The organism is Cupriavidus sp. CP313, assembly GCF_054072015.1.
Genome location: NZ_JBSVZB010000007.1, coordinates 1 through 18,096, shown reverse-complemented (window position 1 = coordinate 18,096; position 18,096 = coordinate 1). Strand labels below are relative to the sequence as shown.

Sequence of the window (18,096 nt, the reverse complement as noted above, 5' to 3'; positions counted from 1 at the left end):
CGCATCTCTTTGGAATACAAGGTCAAAGCATCATGCAGTTTCCGGAAATCACTCCCCTCGACGATGCCCTGCGCCCCGTGCTGCAGGCCGCCATCGACGACAAGACCAAGCCGCTCGGCGCACTGGGCCGGCTGGAATCGTTGGCCTTGCAGCTGGGCCTGATCCTCGGCACGGCGCGGCCGGTGCTGCAGCGCCCGACGGTGATCGTGTTTGCCGCCGACCACGGCGTGGCCGACGCCGGTGTCAGCGCCTATCCGGCCGAGGTCACCGCGCAGATGGTGCAGAACTTCCTGGCTGGCGGCGCGGCGATCAATGTGTTCTCGCGCCAGCACGGCATTGCGCTGGAGATCGTCGACGCGGGCGTGCGCGTGCCGCTGCCGGCGGCACCGGGCCTGGTCAATTGCCGCATTGCCGACGGCACCCGCAACTTCGCGGTCGAGCCGGCGATGACGCCGGAGCAGGCCGCCGCGGCGATGACGGCCGGCATGGCGCGCGTGCTGCGCCATGCGCAGCATGGCTGCAACGTGATCGCCTTCGGTGAGATGGGCATTGCCAATACTTCAGCCGCCGCCTGCCTGATGCAGCGGCTGACCGGCCTGCCGCTGGAACACTGCATCGGGCGCGGCACCGGGCTGGACGATGCCGGCCTGGCGCGCAAGCGCGAGGTGCTGGAGCGCGCGCTGGCGCTGCATGCCGATGTGCAGGCACCGCTGGACGTGCTGGCCACCTTCGGCGGCTTCGAGATCGCGATGATGGCAGGCGCGTTCCTGGCCGCTGCCGCGAGCCGCATGGTGATCCTGGTCGATGGCTTTATCGCCACGGCCGCGCTGCTGGTGGCGCAGCGCCTGGACCCCAACGTGCTGCAGTACTGCGTGTTCACGCACTGCTCGCATGAGCGCGGCCACCGTGCGCTGCTGGACCAGTTCGGCGCCGCGCCGCTGCTGGCGCTGGACCTGCGCCTGGGCGAGGGCACGGGCGCCGCGCTGGCGTGGCCGTTGCTGGCCTCGGCGGCGGCGTTCCTGAACGAAATGGCGACCTTTAGCGGCGCCGGCGTCAGCACCGCCTCGCCATGAGCGTGCCGTCCGACCCGGTGCCTGCACCAGCACCCGAACCACGCAGCCGCGCCCGCGTGGCCGCCGAGCTGCGCTATTTCCTGACGGCGCTGGGCTACTTCACGCGCGTGCCGCTGCCGGGCTGGCTGGCGCGCTGGGCCGGATTCGAACCGCATTACCTGCACGCCGCCGCGCGCTACTTTCCGCTGGTCGGGCTGCTGGTGGGCGGCGTGGGCGCGCTGGTCACCTGGGGGGCAATGCTGTGGTGGCCGCCCGGCGTGGCCGTGCTGCTGGGCATGTCCGCCACGCTGCTGCTGACCGGCGCCTTCCATGAAGACGGCCTGGCCGATTGCGTCGATGCCTTCGGCGGCGCGTGGCAGCGCGAGGACGTGCTGCGCATCATGCATGACTCGCGCATCGGCGCGTTCGGTGCGATCGCGCTGGTGGTGGCGTTGCTGCTCAAGTGGCAGTTGCTGGTGGCGATTGCGGGGCGCGGCGGGTTGATGGTGCTGCTGGCGGTGATCGTCGCCGCGCACGCCGCCAGCCGCGCGATGGCGGTCAGCTATCTGGCCACGCTGACCTACGTGCGCCCGGAGGGCAAGGCCAAGCCGGTAGCGCAGAAGCTGGCCGGCGCGGGGCTGGCGTTCGCGCTGCTGTGCGGGCTGGTGCCGCTGTGGCTGGTGTCGCCGTGGTTCTGCGCGACGGCAGTGGTCGCGCTGCTGGGTCTGCGCCTGCTGCTCGGCCGCTACTTTGTGCGCCGCATCGGCGGCTATACCGGCGACTGCCTGGGCATGGCCCAGCAGTGCGCCGAGATCCTGCTCTACCTGGTGGCCGCGGCATGGATGTGGTCCTGATCCGCCATGCACAGCCGCAGGTGCCGGCGGGCACCTGCTATGGCTGCCTCGACCTGCCGCTGGTGGCGCCGCTGACGCCTGCGGCGGCACAGATGGCCGCGGGCCTGCCCACGCCTGATCGCATTGTCGCCAGCCCGCTGGCGCGCGCGCTCGGCACCGCGCAGGCGCTGGTGCAGCTGCTGCCGGGCGGCGTTCCGGCCATCGACACCGAACCCCGCCTGCGCGAGATCGATTTCGGCAGCTGGGAGGGCGTGGCCTGGGACGCGATCGACCGCGCCGCGCTCGACCAGTGGGCGGCCGACCTGCTGCACGCGCGCCCCCATGGCGGCGAAGCGCCGGCGCAGGCGATGGCGCGGGTTGCCGGCTGGGCGGGAACGCTTGCCGCAGATCGCGCTGAATGTCTCTGGGTGGTCGGCCATGCCGGCCCGATGCGCATGCTGGCCGCGCACTGGCTGGGCGTGCCGCTGGCGGCGACGGTCAACTGGGAGTTGGGCTTCGGTGCCAGTTGTGGCTTCACGCTGGGGCCGGGCGGTGTCCGGCTCGGCTGGTGGAACCGCGCCGCCTGATCAGCGTGCGGGCCGGCGCTTGCGCGCCGTGTCCAGGTCCTTGCAGATCAGCTCGGCGCCTTGCACCACGCGCGGACCGGCGCGGTTGACCAGGTCGCCGTCGATCACGAACAGGTTGTTGCGCGCCACCGCCGTGACTTGCTTCCAGCGCCGCCACATCTCGAAATCCGGCAGCGGCTGGTCCGAGCGCGTGGCGCCCATGCCCGCCGTCAGCATCGCTTCCGGGTTGCCCGCGATCACCGCTTCGACCGACACGGTCGGCACCAGCGGCGTCTCGGCCGCGAACAGGTTGCGCCCGCCGCACAGCGCCAGCATGTCGCTGACCAGGTGCTGGCCGTTGAGCGTCATCAGCGGCTGCTGCCAGACCTGGTAGAACACCGTCACCGGCGGGCGTGCCGCGTAGGTCTTGCGCAGCGTCTCCACCTGCTGGCGGAAGCCGTCGGCAGCGCGCCGCGCGGTGGCTTCGGTGCCCAGCAGCGTGCCGAGCTTCTCCATGTTTTCAGGAATCGCTGCCAGCCTGCGCGGCTCGCTGTAGAACAGCGGGATGCCGAGCGCGCGCAGGCGGTCGGTCTGCTTCTGCGCATTGCCGTGGCGCCAGACCACGATCAGGTCGGGCTTGAGCGCGGCGATGCGCTCCAGGTCCAGCGCCTTGTTGTCGCCCACGCGCGCGATCTCGCGCGCCTGCGGCGGGTAGTCGCTGTAGCTGACCGTGCCGACGATGCGCTCGCCGCCGCCGGCCGCGAAGATCATTTCGGTGACATGCGGCGCCAGCGAGATCACGCGGCGCGCGGGCTGCGCCAGCGTCACGGTCTGGCCCGAATCGTCGACGGCAGACACCGCGGCGGCGGCGGGCAGGGCTGCCAGCAGCAGCGTGGAAGCGATAACGGGCGTCAGGCGGTTCAGCATGGGATCGGGGAAAGTGGTTCAGGCAGTGGCCGCGGCCAATGCCGCGTCCAGCCGCTGCCAGGCGTGTGGCTGGTCCGGCGGCAGGCCCAGGCGCAGGCTCGGCGGGCAGCCGCCGGCGGCGTCGAAGTAGCGGGTCCAGACGCCTTGTTGCGCGAGCGCGTGGTGCAGCCGCGCGGCTTCGTCATGCGGCACCCAGCAGAACAGCGGATGCATCACCGGCGCCAGGCCGTGGCGGTCCAGCAGCGCGGCCAGCTTCGCGCCGCATGCTTGCAGCCGCGCGCGGGTGGCATCTTGCCAGCCGTGGTCGGCCAGCGCATGCCGCGCGACTTCGCGTGCCGGGCCCGATACGGTCCAGTGGCCCATGCGCTCGCGCAGCGCGTCCAGCAGTGCCGGCTGCGCCAGCACGAAGCCGCAGCGGATGCCGGCCAGGCCATAGAACTTGCCGATCGAGCGCAGCACCACCAGGCCGGCCATGCCGCTGTGCGCGGCCACCGAGCCATCGGGCAGGCAGTCGATAAAGGCTTCATCGACCAGCAGCGTGCCGCCGCGCGCCGCCAGCTTCGCGTGCCAGCGCAGCAGCGTGGCGGCGGGCAGCATGCGGCCGGTCGGGTTGTTCGGGTTCACGACGACGAGATGGTCGAGCTCGTCGGCCAGCGCCGCTTGCGCGAAAGCCGCTTCATCCAGCGGCGCCACCGCATGGCCCGCGGCAGCGAAGGCCGGCGCGTATTCGCTGTAGCCGAGCGCGGCGATGCCGACGCGGCCCGGGCGCAGCAGACCCGGCAGCGTGCGGATGGCGGCCTGCGAGCCGGCGACGGGCAAGGCCTGCGGCGCGGCGCAGGCCTGTGCGGCCAGTTCGTCCAGTCCGTCGTCATCCTGCGGCAGCCGTTGCCACGCTTGCGCAGGCAGCGCCGGCACCGGATAGCCGTCGGGATTGATGCCGGTGGACAGGTCGAGCCAGTCGCCGGCGGGGCGGTCGTAGCGGCGCACCGCGGCAAGCAGGTCGCCGCCATGGCGGATCGGGGGCAGGGCGGTGCTCATGTCGGCGTGGCAAGCGCAAGGACGGCCAGCGCGCTGGCGCCTGCCAGCGCCAGCCACAGCCACAAGGTGCGCTCGACCAGCCGCAGGCAGGCCATCACGTGCATGGCTTGCGGCGCGGGGCCGGCGCCCAGCGGCGGGCGTTGCTCGATCTCGCCGTGATAGCGCGCCGGGCCGCCGAGTTGCACGCCCACCGCACCGGCGCCCGCGGCCATCACGGGGCCGGCATTGGGGCTCGACCATGCCGGGGCCTGCGTGCGCCAGCAATGCAGCGCCTGCGCGGTGGCGCCGAGCAGCGCATAGGACAGCGCGGTCAGGCGCGCGGGCACGAGGTTGAGCCCGTCGTCGATGCGCGCCGCGGCCCAGCCGAAATACAGCAGACGCGGCGTGCGGTAGCCCCACATCGCATCGAGCGTATTGGCCAGCCGGAACACGATCACGGCGGGCGCGCCGCCGACCAGGAACCAGAACAGCGCCCCGAAGACCGCGTCGTTGCCGTTTTCCAGTGCGGATTCGCAGGCGGCACGGGCCAGGGCTTCAGCATCGGCATCGGTGGTGTCGCGCGAGACGATGCGCGCGGTCAGCGTGCGCGCGGCGGGCAGGTCTGCCGCGGCAAGGGCGGCGGCGATCGGGGCGATATGCTGGTGCAGGCTGCGCGCGCCGAGTGCGGCGTACAGCGCCACCGCATGCAGCGCCAGGGCGGCAACAGGGTGCAGGCTGGCCGCAGCGTCGGCCAGCCACCATGCGAGCGCTGCCGGCACCAGCACCAGCACACACCAGCCGGCGAGACCGGCAAGGCGCTGGCGCCAGGGCGCACCGCGCTGCGGCGCAGGGTTGAGCCGCCGCTCAAGTGCGGCAGCGATGCGGCCGAAGCCCACCAGCGGATGCCAGCGGCGCGGCTCGCCCAGCCAGCGGTCCAGCAGAACGCCCGTCAGTGCCGCTGCCACGCATGCCGGCCAGGCCAGCATCAGCATGTGGGATCGGCGCCCTTCACCGCAACCGGAATGCCTGCCACCATCAGCCGCACGCAGTCGGCGGCGGCGGCCAGCTTCTGGTTCAGGCGGCCCAGTTCATCGACATAGAAGCGGGTGATGGCGCCCATCGGGATCACGCCGAAGCCGATCTCGTTCGAGACCAGGATCACATGGCCCGGCAGCGTCGGCAGCGCGGTGAGCAGCGCTTCGATTTCTTCGGTGAAGGCATCCGGCGGCGTGATCACGCCATGCTCAGGGTACGTGCGGCTGTCGGGGAAGATCAGGTTGTTCATCCACAGCGTCATGCAATCCACCAGGATGCAGCCGTCGTGGCGCGCGTTGGCGTAGAGCGCATCGGCCAGGTGCACCGGCTCTTCCACCAGGCGCCAGTCGGCGGGGCGGCGGGCGCGGTGCAGGGCGATGCGGACCTCCAGCTCCTGGTCGGCGTGCGCCGGGTCCTGGTGCGCGGTGGCGATGTAGGTGACCGGGCCGCCGGTGATGGTGGCATGGTCGGTGGCGAGCTGTTCCGCGTAATGGCTCTTGCCGGAACGCGCGCCGCCCAGCACCAGGGTGAGCTGGCGGTTACCGTGTCCGCCGGCGGCACGCGGCTGGGTGGCGGTGTCGGGGGCGGAGGCGGGTGCGATGGCCGGGGTTTCCATCCGCGTATTGTAGCCGCCGCATCCGGGCATCGCACGCGGGGTTGTTGCAGGCACCGGTGCGATAATCCGCCAATGCAAACCGACTCCTCGCAATCCCTGCCGCCGGGTGCCCTGCGCGGCACGCTGATGGTCCAGGGCACGACTTCCGATGCCGGCAAGAGCACCATCGTGGCCGGCCTGTGCCGGGTGCTGGCGCGTGCCGGCACGCACGTGGTGCCATTCAAGCCGCAGAACATGGCGCTGAACAGTGCGGTCACCGCCGACGGCGGCGAGATCGGCCGCGCGCAGGCGCTGCAGGCACAGGCCGCGCGGCTGGCACCCCATACCGACATGAACCCGGTGCTGCTCAAGCCCAGCAGCGACACCGGCGCGCAGGTGATCATCCACGGCCACGCGCGGCTGGACCTGGATGCGCGCGCCTACCATGCCTACAAGCCCGAGGCGATGAAGGCCGTGCTGGCTTCGCACACGCGCCTGGCGCAGGCCTATGAGGTGGTGCTGGTGGAGGGCGCCGGCAGCCCCGCCGAGATCAACCTGCGCGAGCGCGATATCGCCAACATGGGCTTTGCCGAGCGCGTCGACTGCCCGGTGGTGCTGGTGGCGGACATCGACCGCGGCGGCGTGTTTGCGCACCTGGTCGGCACGCTCGACTGCCTGTCCGACAGCGAACGCGCGCGCGTGACCGGCTTCATCATCAACCGCTTTCGCGGCGATATCGGCCTGCTGGAGCCCGGACTGGACTGGCTGGTCGCGCGCACCGGCAAGCCGGTGTTCGGCGTGCTGCCCTACCTGCACGGCCTGCATCTCGATGCAGAGGACGCGATCATCGGCACGCAAGCGGACAAGACAGGCACGCCGGAGCAGCGCCTGCGCGTGATCGTGCCGGTGCTGCCACGCATCGCCAACCATACCGACTTCGACGCGTTGCGCGCGCACCCGCAGGTGGACCTGCAGTTTGTCGGGCCCGGCATGCCGATCCCGCCCGCGGACCTGGTGGTGCTGCCCGGCAGCAAGAACGTGCGCGGCGACCTGGACTTCATCCGGGCCAATGGCTGGGACGCGGCGCTGGCCCGGCACCTGCGCTACGGCGGCAAGCTGATCGGGATCTGCGGCGGCATGCAGATGCTGGGGCGGCAGGTGCACGACCCCGATGGCCGCGAAGGCCCGGCCGGCAGCAGCGCGGGCCTGGGCTGGCTGGATTTCGAGACCACGCTGGCGGCAGAGAAGCAACTGCGCCAGGTTGGCGGCCGGCTGGCGCTGGATGAGGCCGATGCGCCGGTGCGCGGCTACGAGATCCACCTTGGCGTCACTACGGGCGCGGGGCTTGAGCAGCCGGCCCTGTGGCTCGACCGCGGCGACCGCACGGTGCGGCCCGACGGCGCGCGCTCGGCCGACGGCCAGGTGCTGGCCACCTATGTCCACGGCCTGTTCGACGAGCCCGCCGGCTGCCAGGCGCTGCTGCGCTGGGCGGGGCTGGACGGCGCCCAGGCGGTGGACCTCGATGCACTGCGCGAAGCATCGATCGAGCGGCTTGCCGACACCATGACCGCGCACCTGGACCTGGGGGCGATGCTGGCGCCACTGCGGCGCTGACGCATGCGGCACAGCCGCTTGGCAGGGCCCTGCTAGAATCGCGAATCTTTCGCATTTGCATTCTGCTGGAGGTGGCTTTTGCGCCATATTCCATGCATGGCAGCGTCCGCTCAACGTACTTCACCCCCCACATGGTCACCGGCCGCCTGCGCGTCGTCCTCGTCAAACTGCACCTGTATATCGGCCTGGGCCTTGGCCTGCTGTTCGTCCTGTTGGGGCTGACCGGCATGACCATCGCCTGGCGCGAAGAACTGGATGCCTGGCTCAACCCTGACCTGCTGGTGGCGTCCACGCCGATGACGGAGCCAGTGTCGCCGGCCACGGTCCAGGCAGTGACCGAGCGGCTGGCTGCGCCCTCCTACGGCAAGCCCAACCTGCTGATGCTGCCGGCCCATGCCGACGGCGTCTTTATCGCCTGGTACCCGGTCAAGGGGCCCGACGGCGTGGTGCCGGGCCGCTCACGCCAGGTGATGGTCGATCCGGTCACGCTTGAGGTGAAGGGCGAGCGGGTCTGGGGCGAGGCGGGCCTGTCGCGCCGGCTGTTGCTGCCCACGCTGTTCCACCTGCATCGCTACCTGCTGTCGGGCGATACCGGCAAGACCATCACCGGCGTGGCCGGCATGCTGCTGTTGTTGAGCACGCTGGTGGGCGTGGTGGTGTGGTGGCCCAAGATGAAGCTGCGCTCGGTGGTGCAGGCGTTCCGCATCACGCATGGCGGTTCGTGGTCGCGCTTCAACTATTCGCTGCATCGCGCGGGCGGCATCCTGGCCGCGCCGGTGCTGGCCACCATTGCCTTTTCCGGCTGGTACCTGAACCTGCCGAAGTGGGTGACGCCAATGGTGGCGGGCGTAATGACCGTGACGCCGCCGGTGAAGCACGTCTCGGCACCAGCGCCGGACGGGGCCCGGCCGCTGGGCGCGGGCGAGATCATGGCGGCGGCGCAGGCCCAGTACCCGCAAGCGCAGGTGACCCGCATCAGCTTCCCGCGCAAGCCGGGCGACGCGTTCGAGATACGGCTGCGCCAGCCCGGCGAGGTGCGCAAGGATACCGGCGCCACGCGGCTGTGGCTCGATGCCTGGAGCGGCAAGCCGCTGGGCGTGCGTGATCCGCAGGAGGCGCCGGCGGGCGACACGCTGCTGAACTGGCTGTTTCCGCTGCATACCGGCGAGGCCTTCGGGCTGCCGGGGCGGGTCTTCATCACGCTGTTTGGGCTGGCGCCGCTGGCGTTTGCCGTGACCGGCGTGCTGATCTGGTGGAAGCGGCGGCGGGGGCATCAGCGGCATGTGGTGAAGGCCGCACAACGATCCGGCATGCGCCGGGCATGAAAAAAGCAGGCCGGCGGCCTGCTTTTTTTGTCTGGTGCGGCGGCGCCGCTCAGATTTCCAGGTTGTCGATCAACCGGGTCGGGCCCAGCTTGGCGGCCGTCAGGATCACCAGCGGCTCGCCGGCGAGGAATTCCTCGCGCGTCGGCGCCTGCAGGTCGACGCGCTTGCGGATCGACACGTAGTCCGGCTTCCAGCCGCGCTTGGCCAGCGATTCCTTTGCATTCGCCTCGACGGCAAGCAGGTCGGCCGAGGCGCGGTCGCTGCCCAGCACGGTGTCGCGCACGTCATGCAGCGTGCGGTACAGCACCGGCGCCTCGGCGCGCTCGTCGGGGCCCAGGTAGCGGTTGCGCGACGACAGCGCCAGGCCGTCTTCGGCACGGATGGTCTCGGCGGGGATGATGTCGATCGGCAGGGCAAACTGCTGCACCATGCGGCGCACGATCATCAGCTGCTGGTAGTCCTTCTTGCCGAACACCGCCACGCGCGGCTGCGCGCACGAGAACAGCTTCATCACCACCGTGCACACGCCCTTGAAGAAGCCGGGGCGGAACTCGCCTTCCAAAATGTCGCCCAGGTCATGCGGCGGCTCGACGCGGTATTCCTGCGGCTCGGGGTACATGTCGCGCTCGGACGGCGCAAACAGCACGTAGACGCCTTCCCTCTGCAGTTTCTCGATATCGTCCTGCAGCGTGCGCGGGTACTTGTCGAAATCCTCGTTCGGGCCGAACTGCAGGCGGTTCACGAAGATCGATGCCACCACCGGGTCGCCGTGCTGGCGCGCCAGGCGCATCAGCGACAGGTGGCCTTCGTGCAGGTTGCCCATGGTGGGGACGAAGGCAGCGCGGTTCTGGCCGCGCAGTTGGTCGCGCAGCTCTTGGATGGAGGAAATGACTTTCATCTGCCTTGGTGTGCTGGTCGTGATAGGTGTGACCCGGGCGCCGGTCCATCGAGGGGCGGCACATGGACTACCGGTCTCGGCCTTCTGTCGGGCGTGGGGCCTTCGGGCACTTGCCGTCGGGGCCTGCACCGTGGGCCATTGGGCCGGCTGTCGGCGGATTGTAGAACAAGTGGGACGGGGCCGGACCCCGCACCGCGGGTGGGTCAGGTCGGGCTGTACGCCAATCGCACATAAATTGGTGCGAACGGTTCGGCCTGGGTGATCTCCACCAGCGCTTCGCGCGACAGCTCCAGCATGGCGATAAAGTTCACCACCACCACCGGCACGCCCTTGCCGGAGCGCACCGCGTCCTCGAACAGCTCGGAGAATTCCATGAAGCGCGCATGCTGCAGCCGGCGCAGGATCTGGCTCATGTGCTCGCGCACCGACAGTTCCTCACGCGAGATCTTGTGGTGCTGGTTGAGCTTGGCGCGCTTGAGCACATCGGCCCAGGCGGCCTTCAGGTCCACGGTTTCCACTTCGGGGAAGCGCGGCGCCAGGCTCTGCTCGATATAGACCTGCGAGCGCAGGAAGTCGCGGCCCAGCTGCGGCACCGTATCCAGGCGCTGCGCGGCCAGCTTCATCTGCTCATATTCCAGCAGGCGGCGCACCAGTTCGGCGCGCGGGTCCTCGGCTTCGTCGTCGCTGTCGGCCTTCTTGACCGGCAGCAGCATGCGCGACTTGATCTCGATCAGCATCGCCGCCATCAGCAGGTATTCCGCCGCCAGCTCCAGGTTGGTCTTGCGGATCTGCTCGATGTAGGACAGGTACTGCCGGGTGACCTGCGACATCGGGATGTCGAGGACATTGAAGTTCTGCTTGCGGATCAGGTACAGCAGCAGGTCCAGCGGGCCCTCGAAGGCTTCCAGGAAGATCTCGAGCGCGTCCGGCGGGATGTACAGGTCCTGCGGCAGCTTGAACAGCGGCTCGCCATACAGGCGCGCGAAGGCCATCCCGTCGACCATGTCGGCGGGGCCGGCCCCGGCTGCAACGGCCGGGGCCACGGTCGGCAGCTCGACGGGCAGCGGCAGCTTGTCCTGGTCGCCTGCGCTCATGGGCGGCGTGCGCTCGAGGGGGCGGCGGGAATCAGTTGTCCTGCGAGTAGACGTATGGCTTCTGCGCCACGCGCGAAGCTTCGGCGCGCGCGCGCTCTTCCAGGTTGATCGGCGACTTGTCCCACAGCAAGGCACGGCCGTCGCGCTGTTCGGCCTCCAGCGTCGGGCGCTCTTGCTTGAGCTGCTTCAGGAACTGGGTGATTTCGGATTCGTAGATGGCCATGTTCAACCGTGATGCGCCCGCGCGGGCGCCAGATGGGTGCAGTGGGCCACGATTTTACAGTATCGGCCCCCCGGAATGCATCCAGGCCGGGTGCAAGGGGCCGGAAAGTTCCGGGCATAAGGCCGGGTGTGGTCAAATACCGACTTTGTATGTGTGGACAATCGGCGATGCCGCAAGACACCGCTATTACCGCTAACTCCGCTGGCCGCGCGTGCGTGGCCGTTCGCGTACTGGCCGCGCTGGGCGCGGTGCTGGCGCTGGCGGCCGCCCCGGCCCGCGCCGCCTACGAGGTCGAAGTCGAGGCACCCAAGCCGATCCGCGAAATGCTGGAAGAGCATCTCGACCTGGCACGCTACAAGGACCGCGCCGACCTCTCGCCGGACCAGCTCGACTATATGGTCGAGACCGTCGGCGAGCAGGTGCGGGCGCTCACCTCCACCGAGGGCTACTTCGACCCGACCACCACCACCCGCGTGGAGGGCGAGGGCGACAAGCGCGTGCTCCACGTGATGGTCGACCCCGGCGCGCGCACGCTGATCCGCAATGTCGACGTCCAGGTGACGGGCCCGGCGGCGACGCGCTCGCCCGAACAGGTGGCTGAGATGCAGGCCAAGTGGGGACTGCCGGTGGGTGAGCCGTTCCGGCAGGGCGACTGGGACAAGGCCAAGGAAGACGCGCTGGTCACGCTGCAGAGCCACAACTACTACGGCGCGCGCCTGGCCGCGTCGCAGGCGCGCGTGGAGCCGGACGACCAGCGCGCTGACCTGTCCGCGCATTACGCCAGCGGCCCGGCCTACCTGCTGGGGCCGCTGAAGGTGACCGGCACGCGCCGCTATCCGGAACAGATCATCTACAACGTCAACCCGCTGAGCGAGGGCGAGCCGTACCGCGTGGAGCGGCTGCTGGAGCTGCAGCGCGCGATCCAGAACCAGCCGTACTTCTCCAACGTGCAGGTCGACCTGGAACCGCCCCCGGACGCCGACAAGGCGGCTGACGGCGTGGTGAGCTCGCCGGTCCTGGTGCGCGTGCGCGAATATCCGGCGCACCGGCTCAACAGCGGCGTGGGCTTTACCACCGACACCGGCGCGCAGATCGAAGGCCGCTATTCGTACTACAACCTGTTCAACCGCGCCTGGACCTTCGACTCGCAGGCGCGGCTGGAGCAGAAGCGCTCCTATCTGTTCGCCGAGGCCGCGATGCCGCCGGACAGGGGCAACTACCGCAACAGCGTGTACAGCAGCTACGAGCGCACCATCGACATCGAGAACACCGACACCACCAGCCTGCGCGCGGGCCTGAAGCGCTCGCGCTCGCGCGAGAAGTACGACGTGACGACGTCGCTGGATTTTTACTACGACAAGCTGCTGCCGGAGGGCCAGGCCGCCCAGATCAGCAAGGCGCTGGTGCCGGCTTTTGCCTGGACCCGGCGTGATGTCGACAACCCGGTGTTCCCGCGCCGCGGCAATGTGATCAGCACCCAGATCGGGGTGGCCGCCAAGGGTTTCCTCAGCGATGCCACCTTCCTGCGGCTGTACGGCCGTATCCGCCAGTACATACCGGTGGGCAAGCGCGACCTGGTGGTGGCACGGCTGGAACTCGGTGCCGACCTGACCGGCGACAGCTCGAGCCAGATCCCGGCCACGCTGCGCTTTCGCGCCGGCGGCACCGATTCGATCCGCGGCTACAGCTACCAGTCGATCGGCACGCCCAGCGGCTCCAGCATCTTGCCGGCCAAGTACCTGGGCACCGGCAGCCTGGAGTACCAGTACTGGTTCAAGCCGGACTGGGGCGTGGCGGTGTTCTGGGATCTCGGCACTGCCGCCGACAACCTGCACGGCGTGACCATCTACAACGGCGTGGGCGTCGGCGTGCGCTGGCGCACGCCGGTGGGCCCGCTGCAGCTGGACCTGGGCTACGGCATCCAGCAGCAGCAGTTCCGGCCGCATATCTCGCTGGGGGTGGCGTTCTGATGCGGCACCCATGTCTTTCCCGCCTGACCCGGATGCCGGCATGAGCGCCCACGATCTGCCTTCGGTGCCCGGCGGCGATTCGGCCCGGACTCCGACCCCGCCCGCGCCGCGCAAGCGCCGGCGGCTGTGGCGCGTGCTGGCCTGGCTGGTCGGCATCCTGCTGCTGTTGATGGTGGCGCTGGTGGCGGCGGGCGTGGCAGCGCTGCGCACCGAGACCGGCACCCGCCACCTGTGGACGCTGGCCACGCGGCTGTCGGCCGGCATGCTCAGCGGCCGGCTGGAAGGCGGCACCGTGGCGCACGGCCTGCGCCTGCGCGACGTGTTGTTCGCCAGCGGCCAGACGCGCGTGGCGGTGGACCGCGTGGATGGCAACTGGGCGCTCAACTGGCAGGCGCGGCGCCTGCACGTGCAGTGGCTGCGCATCGGCAAGGCCGAAGTGAAGCTCGGCCCGTCCGAGCCGAGCACCGAGCCGATGCAGATGCCCACGTCGCTCGAACTGCCGCTGGCCATCGATGTCGATTCCCTGACGCTTGAGCGGCTGTCGCTGCTGCAAGGCACGGCGCCCACGGCCGAGCCGATGGTGTTCAGCAACCTGGCCGGCGCGCTGCACAGCGACGGCCAGCGCCACCGCGTCAGCGTGGACAAGCTGGAAACACCGTACGGCAAGCTGGCGGCCAACGCCCAGCTGGGCGCACGCGCCCCGTTCGCGCTCAGCGCCGAAGCCTTGCTGGAAAGCAGCTGGCAGGATGAGTCCTTTGCCGTCAATGCTACCGCCAAGGGCAACCTGGACGCGCTGCGTGCCGAGCTGCAGGCCAGCGGCGACCGCATCCACCTGCGCGCCGGCGTCGACCTGACGCCGTTCGGCAAGGTGCCGTTCACGCACCTGCTGGTCGATGGCGATCGCATCAACCCGCGCCTGTTCAGCCCGTCGGCGCCACAGGCCAACCTGACCGTGCATGCCGAGCTGCGGCCGGTGGACGGCGTGGCGGGCGGCAAGCAGGCAGGAAGCGCGGCAGCGGCGTCGGCCCCTGCGGCGGCATCCGCACCGGCAGCCTCGGCGGCTTCGGCCCCCGCGGCCGCACCCGCCCCCGCACTGCTGGCTGTCGCCGGCGACATCGAGATCCGCAACCTGGAAGCCGGTCCGCTGGACAAGGAACGGCTGCCGGTCCAGTCGGTGCGCGCCCATGTCGAGCTGAGCGAGATGGCACAGGTCGTCTCGGACCTGCGCGTGGCGCTGGCCGGCAAGGCCGAGATCGCCGGCGGCGGTTCGCTGCGCGGCGGCCGTGGCGGTTTCGACCTGGACGTGCGCAGGCTGGACCCGGCCGCGCTGCATGGCTCGCTGACCAGCGCCAGCCTGTCCGGCCCGGTGGTGGTGCGGATGGAGCCGGGCCGGCAAAGCGTGGCGCTGGACCTGTCGGGCGGGCCTCTCAAGCTTTTCGCCGATGCCAGCATCGATGCCGAGGCGGTCACGCTGGCCACGCTGCGCGCCGCGGTGGGCCCGGGTTTGCTTACCGCGGAAGGCAAGCTCGGCCTGAAGGACAAGCAGCCGTTCAGCTTCAAGGGCAAGCTGGCCTCGTTCGATCCCTCGCGCCTGGCCAAGGTTGCCGCCGGCCGGATCAATGCGGATTTCACCGCGACCGGCGAGATTGCGCCGGAGCTTGGCGTGGCGCTGGATTTTGCCGTGCATGAGAGCGAATACGCGGGCCTGCCGATGACGGGCGGCGGCAAGGTGCGCCTGGCGGGAGAGCGGCTCTTGCCGAGCGAGGCCTCGCTGAGCATGGCCGGCAACCAGGCCAACCTGCGCGGCAGCTTCGGCGCGCGCGGCGATGCGCTCAAGCTGGCGGTCGATGCGCCGCAGCTGGAGCGGCTCAAGTTCGGCGTGGCCGGCAAGCTCAAGCTCGACGCCACCATCACCGGCACGCTGAAGAAACCCGAAGTGGTGGCCGACTACAACGCGCAGGCGCTGGAAGTGGGCCCGCACAAGGTGGCCAGCGCCAGCGGCCGCGCCGAGGTGCGCGGCGGGCTGGACGGTCCGCTCTCGGTGCAGCTGGCCGCGCGCGACTACCGCGGCCCGCAGGCCAGCCTGAGCACGCTCGATGCCACGCTCAACGGCACCCAGGCCAACCATACCTTCGACGTCAAGGCGGCCGGCAGCCTGAACAAGCGGCCATTGCAGCTGGCGCTGGCGGGGCAGGGGGCGTGGAAGGGCAAGGATGGCTGGAACGGCACCATCCGCACGCTGGAAGAGCGCGGCACGGTCAACCTGCGCCTGGCCGCGCCGACGCAGCTGCTGGTGGCCGACCAGCGCGTGCGCCTGGGCGCCGCGCGCCTGCTGCTGGACCGCGCCACACTGACGATCGACAGCCTGGACTGGGACCACGGCCGCATCCGCAGCGCGGGCAGCCTGGACGGCCTGCAGGTGGGCCATGTGCTGGAGCTGATGGAAACCATCACCGGCGAGAAGCCGCCGGTGCGCTCCGACCTGGTCATCGACGGCCGCTGGAACCTGGCGCTGGCCGAGACCGCGACCGGGTTTGCCGAACTGCGCCGGCGCAGCGGCGACCTGTCGGTCAACGCCGGCCGGGGCTTCACCACGCTCGGCCTGGGCGAGACCAGCCTGCGCGCCGAGGCCGGCGGCAACCGCATCGCGCTGCGCGGCGGCATGGTGTCGGGCCGCATCGGCAAGGTGGTGGTGGACGCCTCTGCCGGACTGGTGCAGGAGCAGGGGCTGCAGACCGTGGGCCCGGCCTCGACCCTGGGCGGCACGGTGACCGTCGACGTGCCGCGCCTGAAATCGCTGGAAGCGCTGACCGGCCCGCAGTACGCCTTCGACGGCAAACTGGCCGCGGCGATGCGCCTGGCCGGCACGGTCGGAGCGCCGCTGCTGACCGGCACCGTCGACGGCGACAACCTCGCCGTCACGCTGTACGACCTGGGCCTGCGCCTGACCGACGGCACCGTGCGCGTGGTGCTGGACCAGAACACGGTCGAGCTCAAGCACGTGGAATTCCACGGCGGCGACGGCAAGATCACGGCCACCGGCAACATCAAGCTGGGCGAGGCCGATCCCAACCTGACCGGCAAGATTGTCGCCGACAAGCTGCAGCTGTTCGCCAGCCCCGAGCGCACGCTGGTGGTCTCGGGCGACGCCAGCATCGCCAACGAGAACAAGCAGATCGTGATCCGCGGCAAGTTCCGCGTCGACCGCGGCCTGTTCGACCTGCCCAAGGCCGGCGCGCCGGTGCTGGGCGACGATGTGGTGGTGATCCGGCGCAAGGACCAGCGCGCCGTGAAGACTGCCGCCACGCCGGCGCCGGAGACCAAGCCGGCAAGCAAGTTCAGCCCGGTGATCGACCTGACCGTGGACCTCGGCAACAACTTCCGCTTCCGCGGCGCGGGCGCGGACCTGATGCTGGCGGGCCAGATCGGCGTCAAGAGCGAGCCGCTGGCGCCGATGAAGGCCACCGGCACGGTGCGCGTGACCGACGGTACTTATGAAGCCTTCGGGCGCAAGCTGGACATCGAGCGTGGCATCATCAACTTCAACGGCCCGATCGACAACCCGAACATGAACATCCGCGCCATGCGCCGCAACCAGGAAGTGGAGGCGGGCGTGGAGGTGACCGGCACGGTGCGGCTGCCGCGCGTGCGGCTGGTTTCGGAGCCCAACGTGCCGGAAGAGGATAAGCTCTCGTGGCTGATGTTCGGCTACGGCGCGGAAAGCGCCGGTGCCGGCCAGCAGCGCCAGCTGGGTGGCGCCGCGCTGGGCGGCGCGGCGCTGGGCATGATCGGCGGCAAGGCCGGCAAGGGGATCGTGCAGCATTTCGGCATCGACGAATTCTCGATCGGGCCCAGTACCGCCGGCCTGAACGACCAGCAGGTGGTCAGCATGGGCAAGGCCGTGACCGACCAGATCTCGGTCGGCTACGAGCAGAGCCTGACGTCCGCCTCAAACGTGGTGAAGCTGACCTGGCAGTTCTCGCGGCGCTGGTCGCTGATTGCCAAGGGCGGGTCCATCAACGGTTTGTCGGTGTTGTTCAACCGCCGTTTCGACAGCTGGGAGAACCTGTTCAGCGGAACCTCGGGTCGCAGCGGCACCAGAAGGAGCCAGCAGGATGAGAGCCAGCCAACCAGTCCCGACAGCGCGGCACAGGCAGCCTCGGCAGCCGTCGCCGAACCCGAGCGCCGCTGACGGGCGCCCCTCCACTTTCGCGTCGCCGCGACGCCTTGCCGCCATGGGACTCTTTGCCTCTTTGCTTGCGCTGTTCGGCTGCGACCAGCAGAAGGTCGATGAAGCCATGAAGAAGGCGGGCGACACCGCCCGCAACACCTGGAACGCGATCAAGCCCGACAGCGAGCTGTTCAAGGGCATCGTCCCCGGCCAGTCCACCGAGGAGGACCTGCGGCGCCAGGCCGGCAAGCCGGAGATCGTCTGGGAAGAAGCGGACGGCGGGCGCCGGCTTGAATACCCGCGCGGCCCCGAGGGCACCACTACCTGGATGGTCACCATCAGCGCCGATGGCAAGGTCGCGAGGATCGAGCAGGTGCTGTCGGCCGAGAACTTCACACGCGTGCGCGCCGGCATGAGCAAGGACGACATCCGCCGCCTGCTGGGCAAGCCCACCAAGGTGGAGGCATTTGCGCTGAAGAAGGAAGAGGTGTGGGGCTACCGCTGGATGGAAACCTCGACCGACAAGGCCTTCTTCAACGTGCATTTCAACAGCGACGGCACCGTCACCACGACCTCGCGCAGCGACGATCCGTCGAAGATGCAGGGCGGCTGACGCGTGCCCCGGCCCTTAGAACCCGTTTCAGAATGAAAAAGGGGACGCGTTCAAGCCAGGCGCGGCGCAGGCTAGGCGCGGGCCGCCGGCCTTGGTCATGTCAAGGCCCGCAACAACGCATGCGCCGCGCCTGGCTTGAACCCGCAGGGAAGGCTGCTGGCGG

15 protein-coding genes are annotated in these 18,096 nt (G+C 70.0%); 8 read left to right on the top strand and 7 right to left on the bottom strand.

The features are described from left to right. The first annotated feature begins 32 nt into the window (after positions 1-32). From cobT to ACW4E8_RS12205, 3 genes are read left to right on the top strand one after another with little or no spacing between them, the layout of a single operon-like run. On the top strand, positions 33-1,073 hold the full coding sequence (gene cobT, locus ACW4E8_RS12215; RefSeq protein ID WP_456804759.1) for a nicotinate-nucleotide--dimethylbenzimidazole phosphoribosyltransferase: 1,041 nt from the start codon (positions 33-35) through the stop codon (positions 1,071-1,073). Continuing rightward, on the top strand, positions 1,070-1,906 hold the full coding sequence (locus tag ACW4E8_RS12210; protein WP_456804758.1) for an adenosylcobinamide-GDP ribazoletransferase: 837 nt from the start codon (positions 1,070-1,072) through the stop codon (positions 1,904-1,906). The genes cobT and ACW4E8_RS12210 overlap by 4 nt, the downstream gene beginning before the upstream one ends. Beyond that, complete coding sequence (locus tag ACW4E8_RS12205; protein WP_456804757.1) at positions 1,891-2,472, top strand: histidine phosphatase family protein; 582 nt, start codon at positions 1,891-1,893, stop codon at positions 2,470-2,472. The genes ACW4E8_RS12210 and ACW4E8_RS12205 overlap by 16 nt, the downstream gene beginning before the upstream one ends. On the opposite strand, the gene ACW4E8_RS12200 is transcribed toward ACW4E8_RS12205, so the two are convergent. The 4 genes from ACW4E8_RS12200 to cobU are packed head-to-tail and all read right to left on the bottom strand — an operon-like array spanning position 2,473 to position 6,076. Continuing rightward, positions 2,473-3,378: a cobalamin-binding protein gene (locus tag ACW4E8_RS12200; protein WP_211980179.1), complete on the bottom strand. Its 906-nt coding sequence runs from the start codon at positions 3,376-3,378 to the stop codon at positions 2,473-2,475. A gap of 18 nt (positions 3,379-3,396) precedes the next feature. Continuing rightward, positions 3,397-4,416 (bottom strand): threonine-phosphate decarboxylase CobD, encoded by a 1,020-nt coding sequence (gene cobD / locus ACW4E8_RS12195; protein WP_456804756.1) that lies wholly within the window; start codon positions 4,414-4,416, stop codon positions 3,397-3,399. Then, positions 4,413-5,387 carry an adenosylcobinamide-phosphate synthase CbiB gene (cbiB, locus tag ACW4E8_RS12190; RefSeq protein WP_456804755.1) on the bottom strand — a complete coding sequence of 325 codons (975 nt, stop codon included), beginning with the start codon at positions 5,385-5,387 and terminating at the stop codon, positions 4,413-4,415. The genes cobD and cbiB overlap by 4 nt, the downstream gene beginning before the upstream one ends. Then, positions 5,381-6,076, bottom strand: coding sequence for a bifunctional adenosylcobinamide kinase/adenosylcobinamide-phosphate guanylyltransferase (cobU, locus tag ACW4E8_RS12185; RefSeq protein WP_456804960.1), 696 nt, complete (start codon positions 6,074-6,076; stop codon positions 5,381-5,383). Before cobU ends, cbiB begins: the two co-directional genes overlap by 7 nt. Positions 6,077-6,118: 42 nt before the next feature. Here cobU and ACW4E8_RS12180 point away from each other — a divergent pair, with 42 nt between their 5' ends. Together ACW4E8_RS12180 and ACW4E8_RS12175 are read left to right on the top strand one after the other, a co-directional pair. Further along, positions 6,119-7,639 (top strand): cobyric acid synthase, encoded by a 1,521-nt coding sequence (locus ACW4E8_RS12180; RefSeq protein ID WP_456804754.1) that lies wholly within the window; start codon positions 6,119-6,121, stop codon positions 7,637-7,639. A gap of 131 nt (positions 7,640-7,770) precedes the next feature. After that, entirely contained in the window at positions 7,771-8,964 is a 1,194-nt protein-coding gene (locus tag ACW4E8_RS12175) for a PepSY-associated TM helix domain-containing protein (protein WP_456804959.1), read from the top strand. A gap of 49 nt (positions 8,965-9,013) precedes the next feature. On the opposite strand, the gene panC is transcribed toward ACW4E8_RS12175, so the two are convergent. From panC to ACW4E8_RS12160, 3 genes are all read right to left on the bottom strand, one after another. Continuing rightward, complete coding sequence (gene panC / locus ACW4E8_RS12170) at positions 9,014-9,862, bottom strand: pantoate--beta-alanine ligase (protein ID WP_456804753.1); 849 nt, start codon at positions 9,860-9,862, stop codon at positions 9,014-9,016. Between the two features lie 203 nt (positions 9,863-10,065). Continuing rightward, positions 10,066-10,956, bottom strand: a complete 891-nt coding sequence (locus tag ACW4E8_RS12165; RefSeq protein ID WP_456804752.1) for a segregation and condensation protein A — start codon at positions 10,954-10,956, stop codon at positions 10,066-10,068. A gap of 31 nt (positions 10,957-10,987) precedes the next feature. Continuing rightward, positions 10,988-11,179, bottom strand: a complete 192-nt coding sequence (locus ACW4E8_RS12160; protein ID WP_456804751.1) for a DUF3460 family protein — start codon at positions 11,177-11,179, stop codon at positions 10,988-10,990. 167 nt (positions 11,180-11,346) lie between these two features. Here ACW4E8_RS12160 and ACW4E8_RS12155 point away from each other — a divergent pair, with 167 nt between their 5' ends. Genes ACW4E8_RS12155 through bamE form a run of 3 tightly spaced genes read left to right on the top strand, consistent with a single transcriptional unit; the run spans position 11,347 to position 17,933 of the window. Next, complete coding sequence (locus ACW4E8_RS12155) at positions 11,347-13,149, top strand: autotransporter assembly complex protein TamA (RefSeq protein ID WP_456804750.1); 1,803 nt, start codon at positions 11,347-11,349, stop codon at positions 13,147-13,149. Positions 13,150-13,189: 40 nt separating this feature from the next. Next, positions 13,190-17,341 (top strand): translocation/assembly module TamB domain-containing protein, encoded by a 4,152-nt coding sequence (locus ACW4E8_RS12150; RefSeq protein WP_456804749.1) that lies wholly within the window; start codon positions 13,190-13,192, stop codon positions 17,339-17,341. Between the two features lie 43 nt (positions 17,342-17,384). After that, positions 17,385-17,933: an outer membrane protein assembly factor BamE domain-containing protein gene (bamE, locus tag ACW4E8_RS12145; RefSeq protein ID WP_456804748.1), complete on the top strand. Its 549-nt coding sequence runs from the start codon at positions 17,385-17,387 to the stop codon at positions 17,931-17,933. Positions 17,934-18,096: the final 163 nt, after the last annotated feature.

What these genes read in the sequence shown, in the direction of transcription:
- cbiB (WP_456804755.1), bottom strand. Translation starts at nt 5,387, where the DNA reads ATGCTGATGCTGGCCTGGCCGGCATGCGTGGCAGCGGCACTGACGGGC.
- ACW4E8_RS12210 (WP_456804758.1), top strand. Translation starts at nt 1,070, where the DNA reads ATGAGCGTGCCGTCCGACCCGGTGCCTGCACCAGCACCCGAACCACGC.
- bamE (WP_456804748.1), top strand. Translation starts at nt 17,385, where the DNA reads ATGGGACTCTTTGCCTCTTTGCTTGCGCTGTTCGGCTGCGACCAGCAG.
- ACW4E8_RS12205 (WP_456804757.1), top strand. Translation starts at nt 1,891, where the DNA reads ATGGATGTGGTCCTGATCCGCCATGCACAGCCGCAGGTGCCGGCGGGC.
- ACW4E8_RS12165 (WP_456804752.1), bottom strand. Translation starts at nt 10,956, where the DNA reads ATGAGCGCAGGCGACCAGGACAAGCTGCCGCTGCCCGTCGAGCTGCCG.
- panC (WP_456804753.1), bottom strand. Translation starts at nt 9,862, where the DNA reads ATGAAAGTCATTTCCTCCATCCAAGAGCTGCGCGACCAACTGCGCGGC.
- cobD (WP_456804756.1), bottom strand. Translation starts at nt 4,416, where the DNA reads ATGAGCACCGCCCTGCCCCCGATCCGCCATGGCGGCGACCTGCTTGCC.
- cobT (WP_456804759.1), top strand. Translation starts at nt 33, where the DNA reads ATGCAGTTTCCGGAAATCACTCCCCTCGACGATGCCCTGCGCCCCGTG.
- ACW4E8_RS12180 (WP_456804754.1), top strand. Translation starts at nt 6,119, where the DNA reads ATGCAAACCGACTCCTCGCAATCCCTGCCGCCGGGTGCCCTGCGCGGC.
- ACW4E8_RS12175 (WP_456804959.1), top strand. Translation starts at nt 7,771, where the DNA reads ATGGTCACCGGCCGCCTGCGCGTCGTCCTCGTCAAACTGCACCTGTAT.
- ACW4E8_RS12150 (WP_456804749.1), top strand. Translation starts at nt 13,190, where the DNA reads ATGAGCGCCCACGATCTGCCTTCGGTGCCCGGCGGCGATTCGGCCCGG.
- ACW4E8_RS12155 (WP_456804750.1), top strand. Translation starts at nt 11,347, where the DNA reads ATGCCGCAAGACACCGCTATTACCGCTAACTCCGCTGGCCGCGCGTGC.
- ACW4E8_RS12160 (WP_456804751.1), bottom strand. Translation starts at nt 11,179, where the DNA reads ATGGCCATCTACGAATCCGAAATCACCCAGTTCCTGAAGCAGCTCAAG.
- ACW4E8_RS12200 (WP_211980179.1), bottom strand. Translation starts at nt 3,378, where the DNA reads ATGCTGAACCGCCTGACGCCCGTTATCGCTTCCACGCTGCTGCTGGCA.
- cobU (WP_456804960.1), bottom strand. Translation starts at nt 6,076, where the DNA reads ATGCCCGGATGCGGCGGCTACAATACGCGGATGGAAACCCCGGCCATC.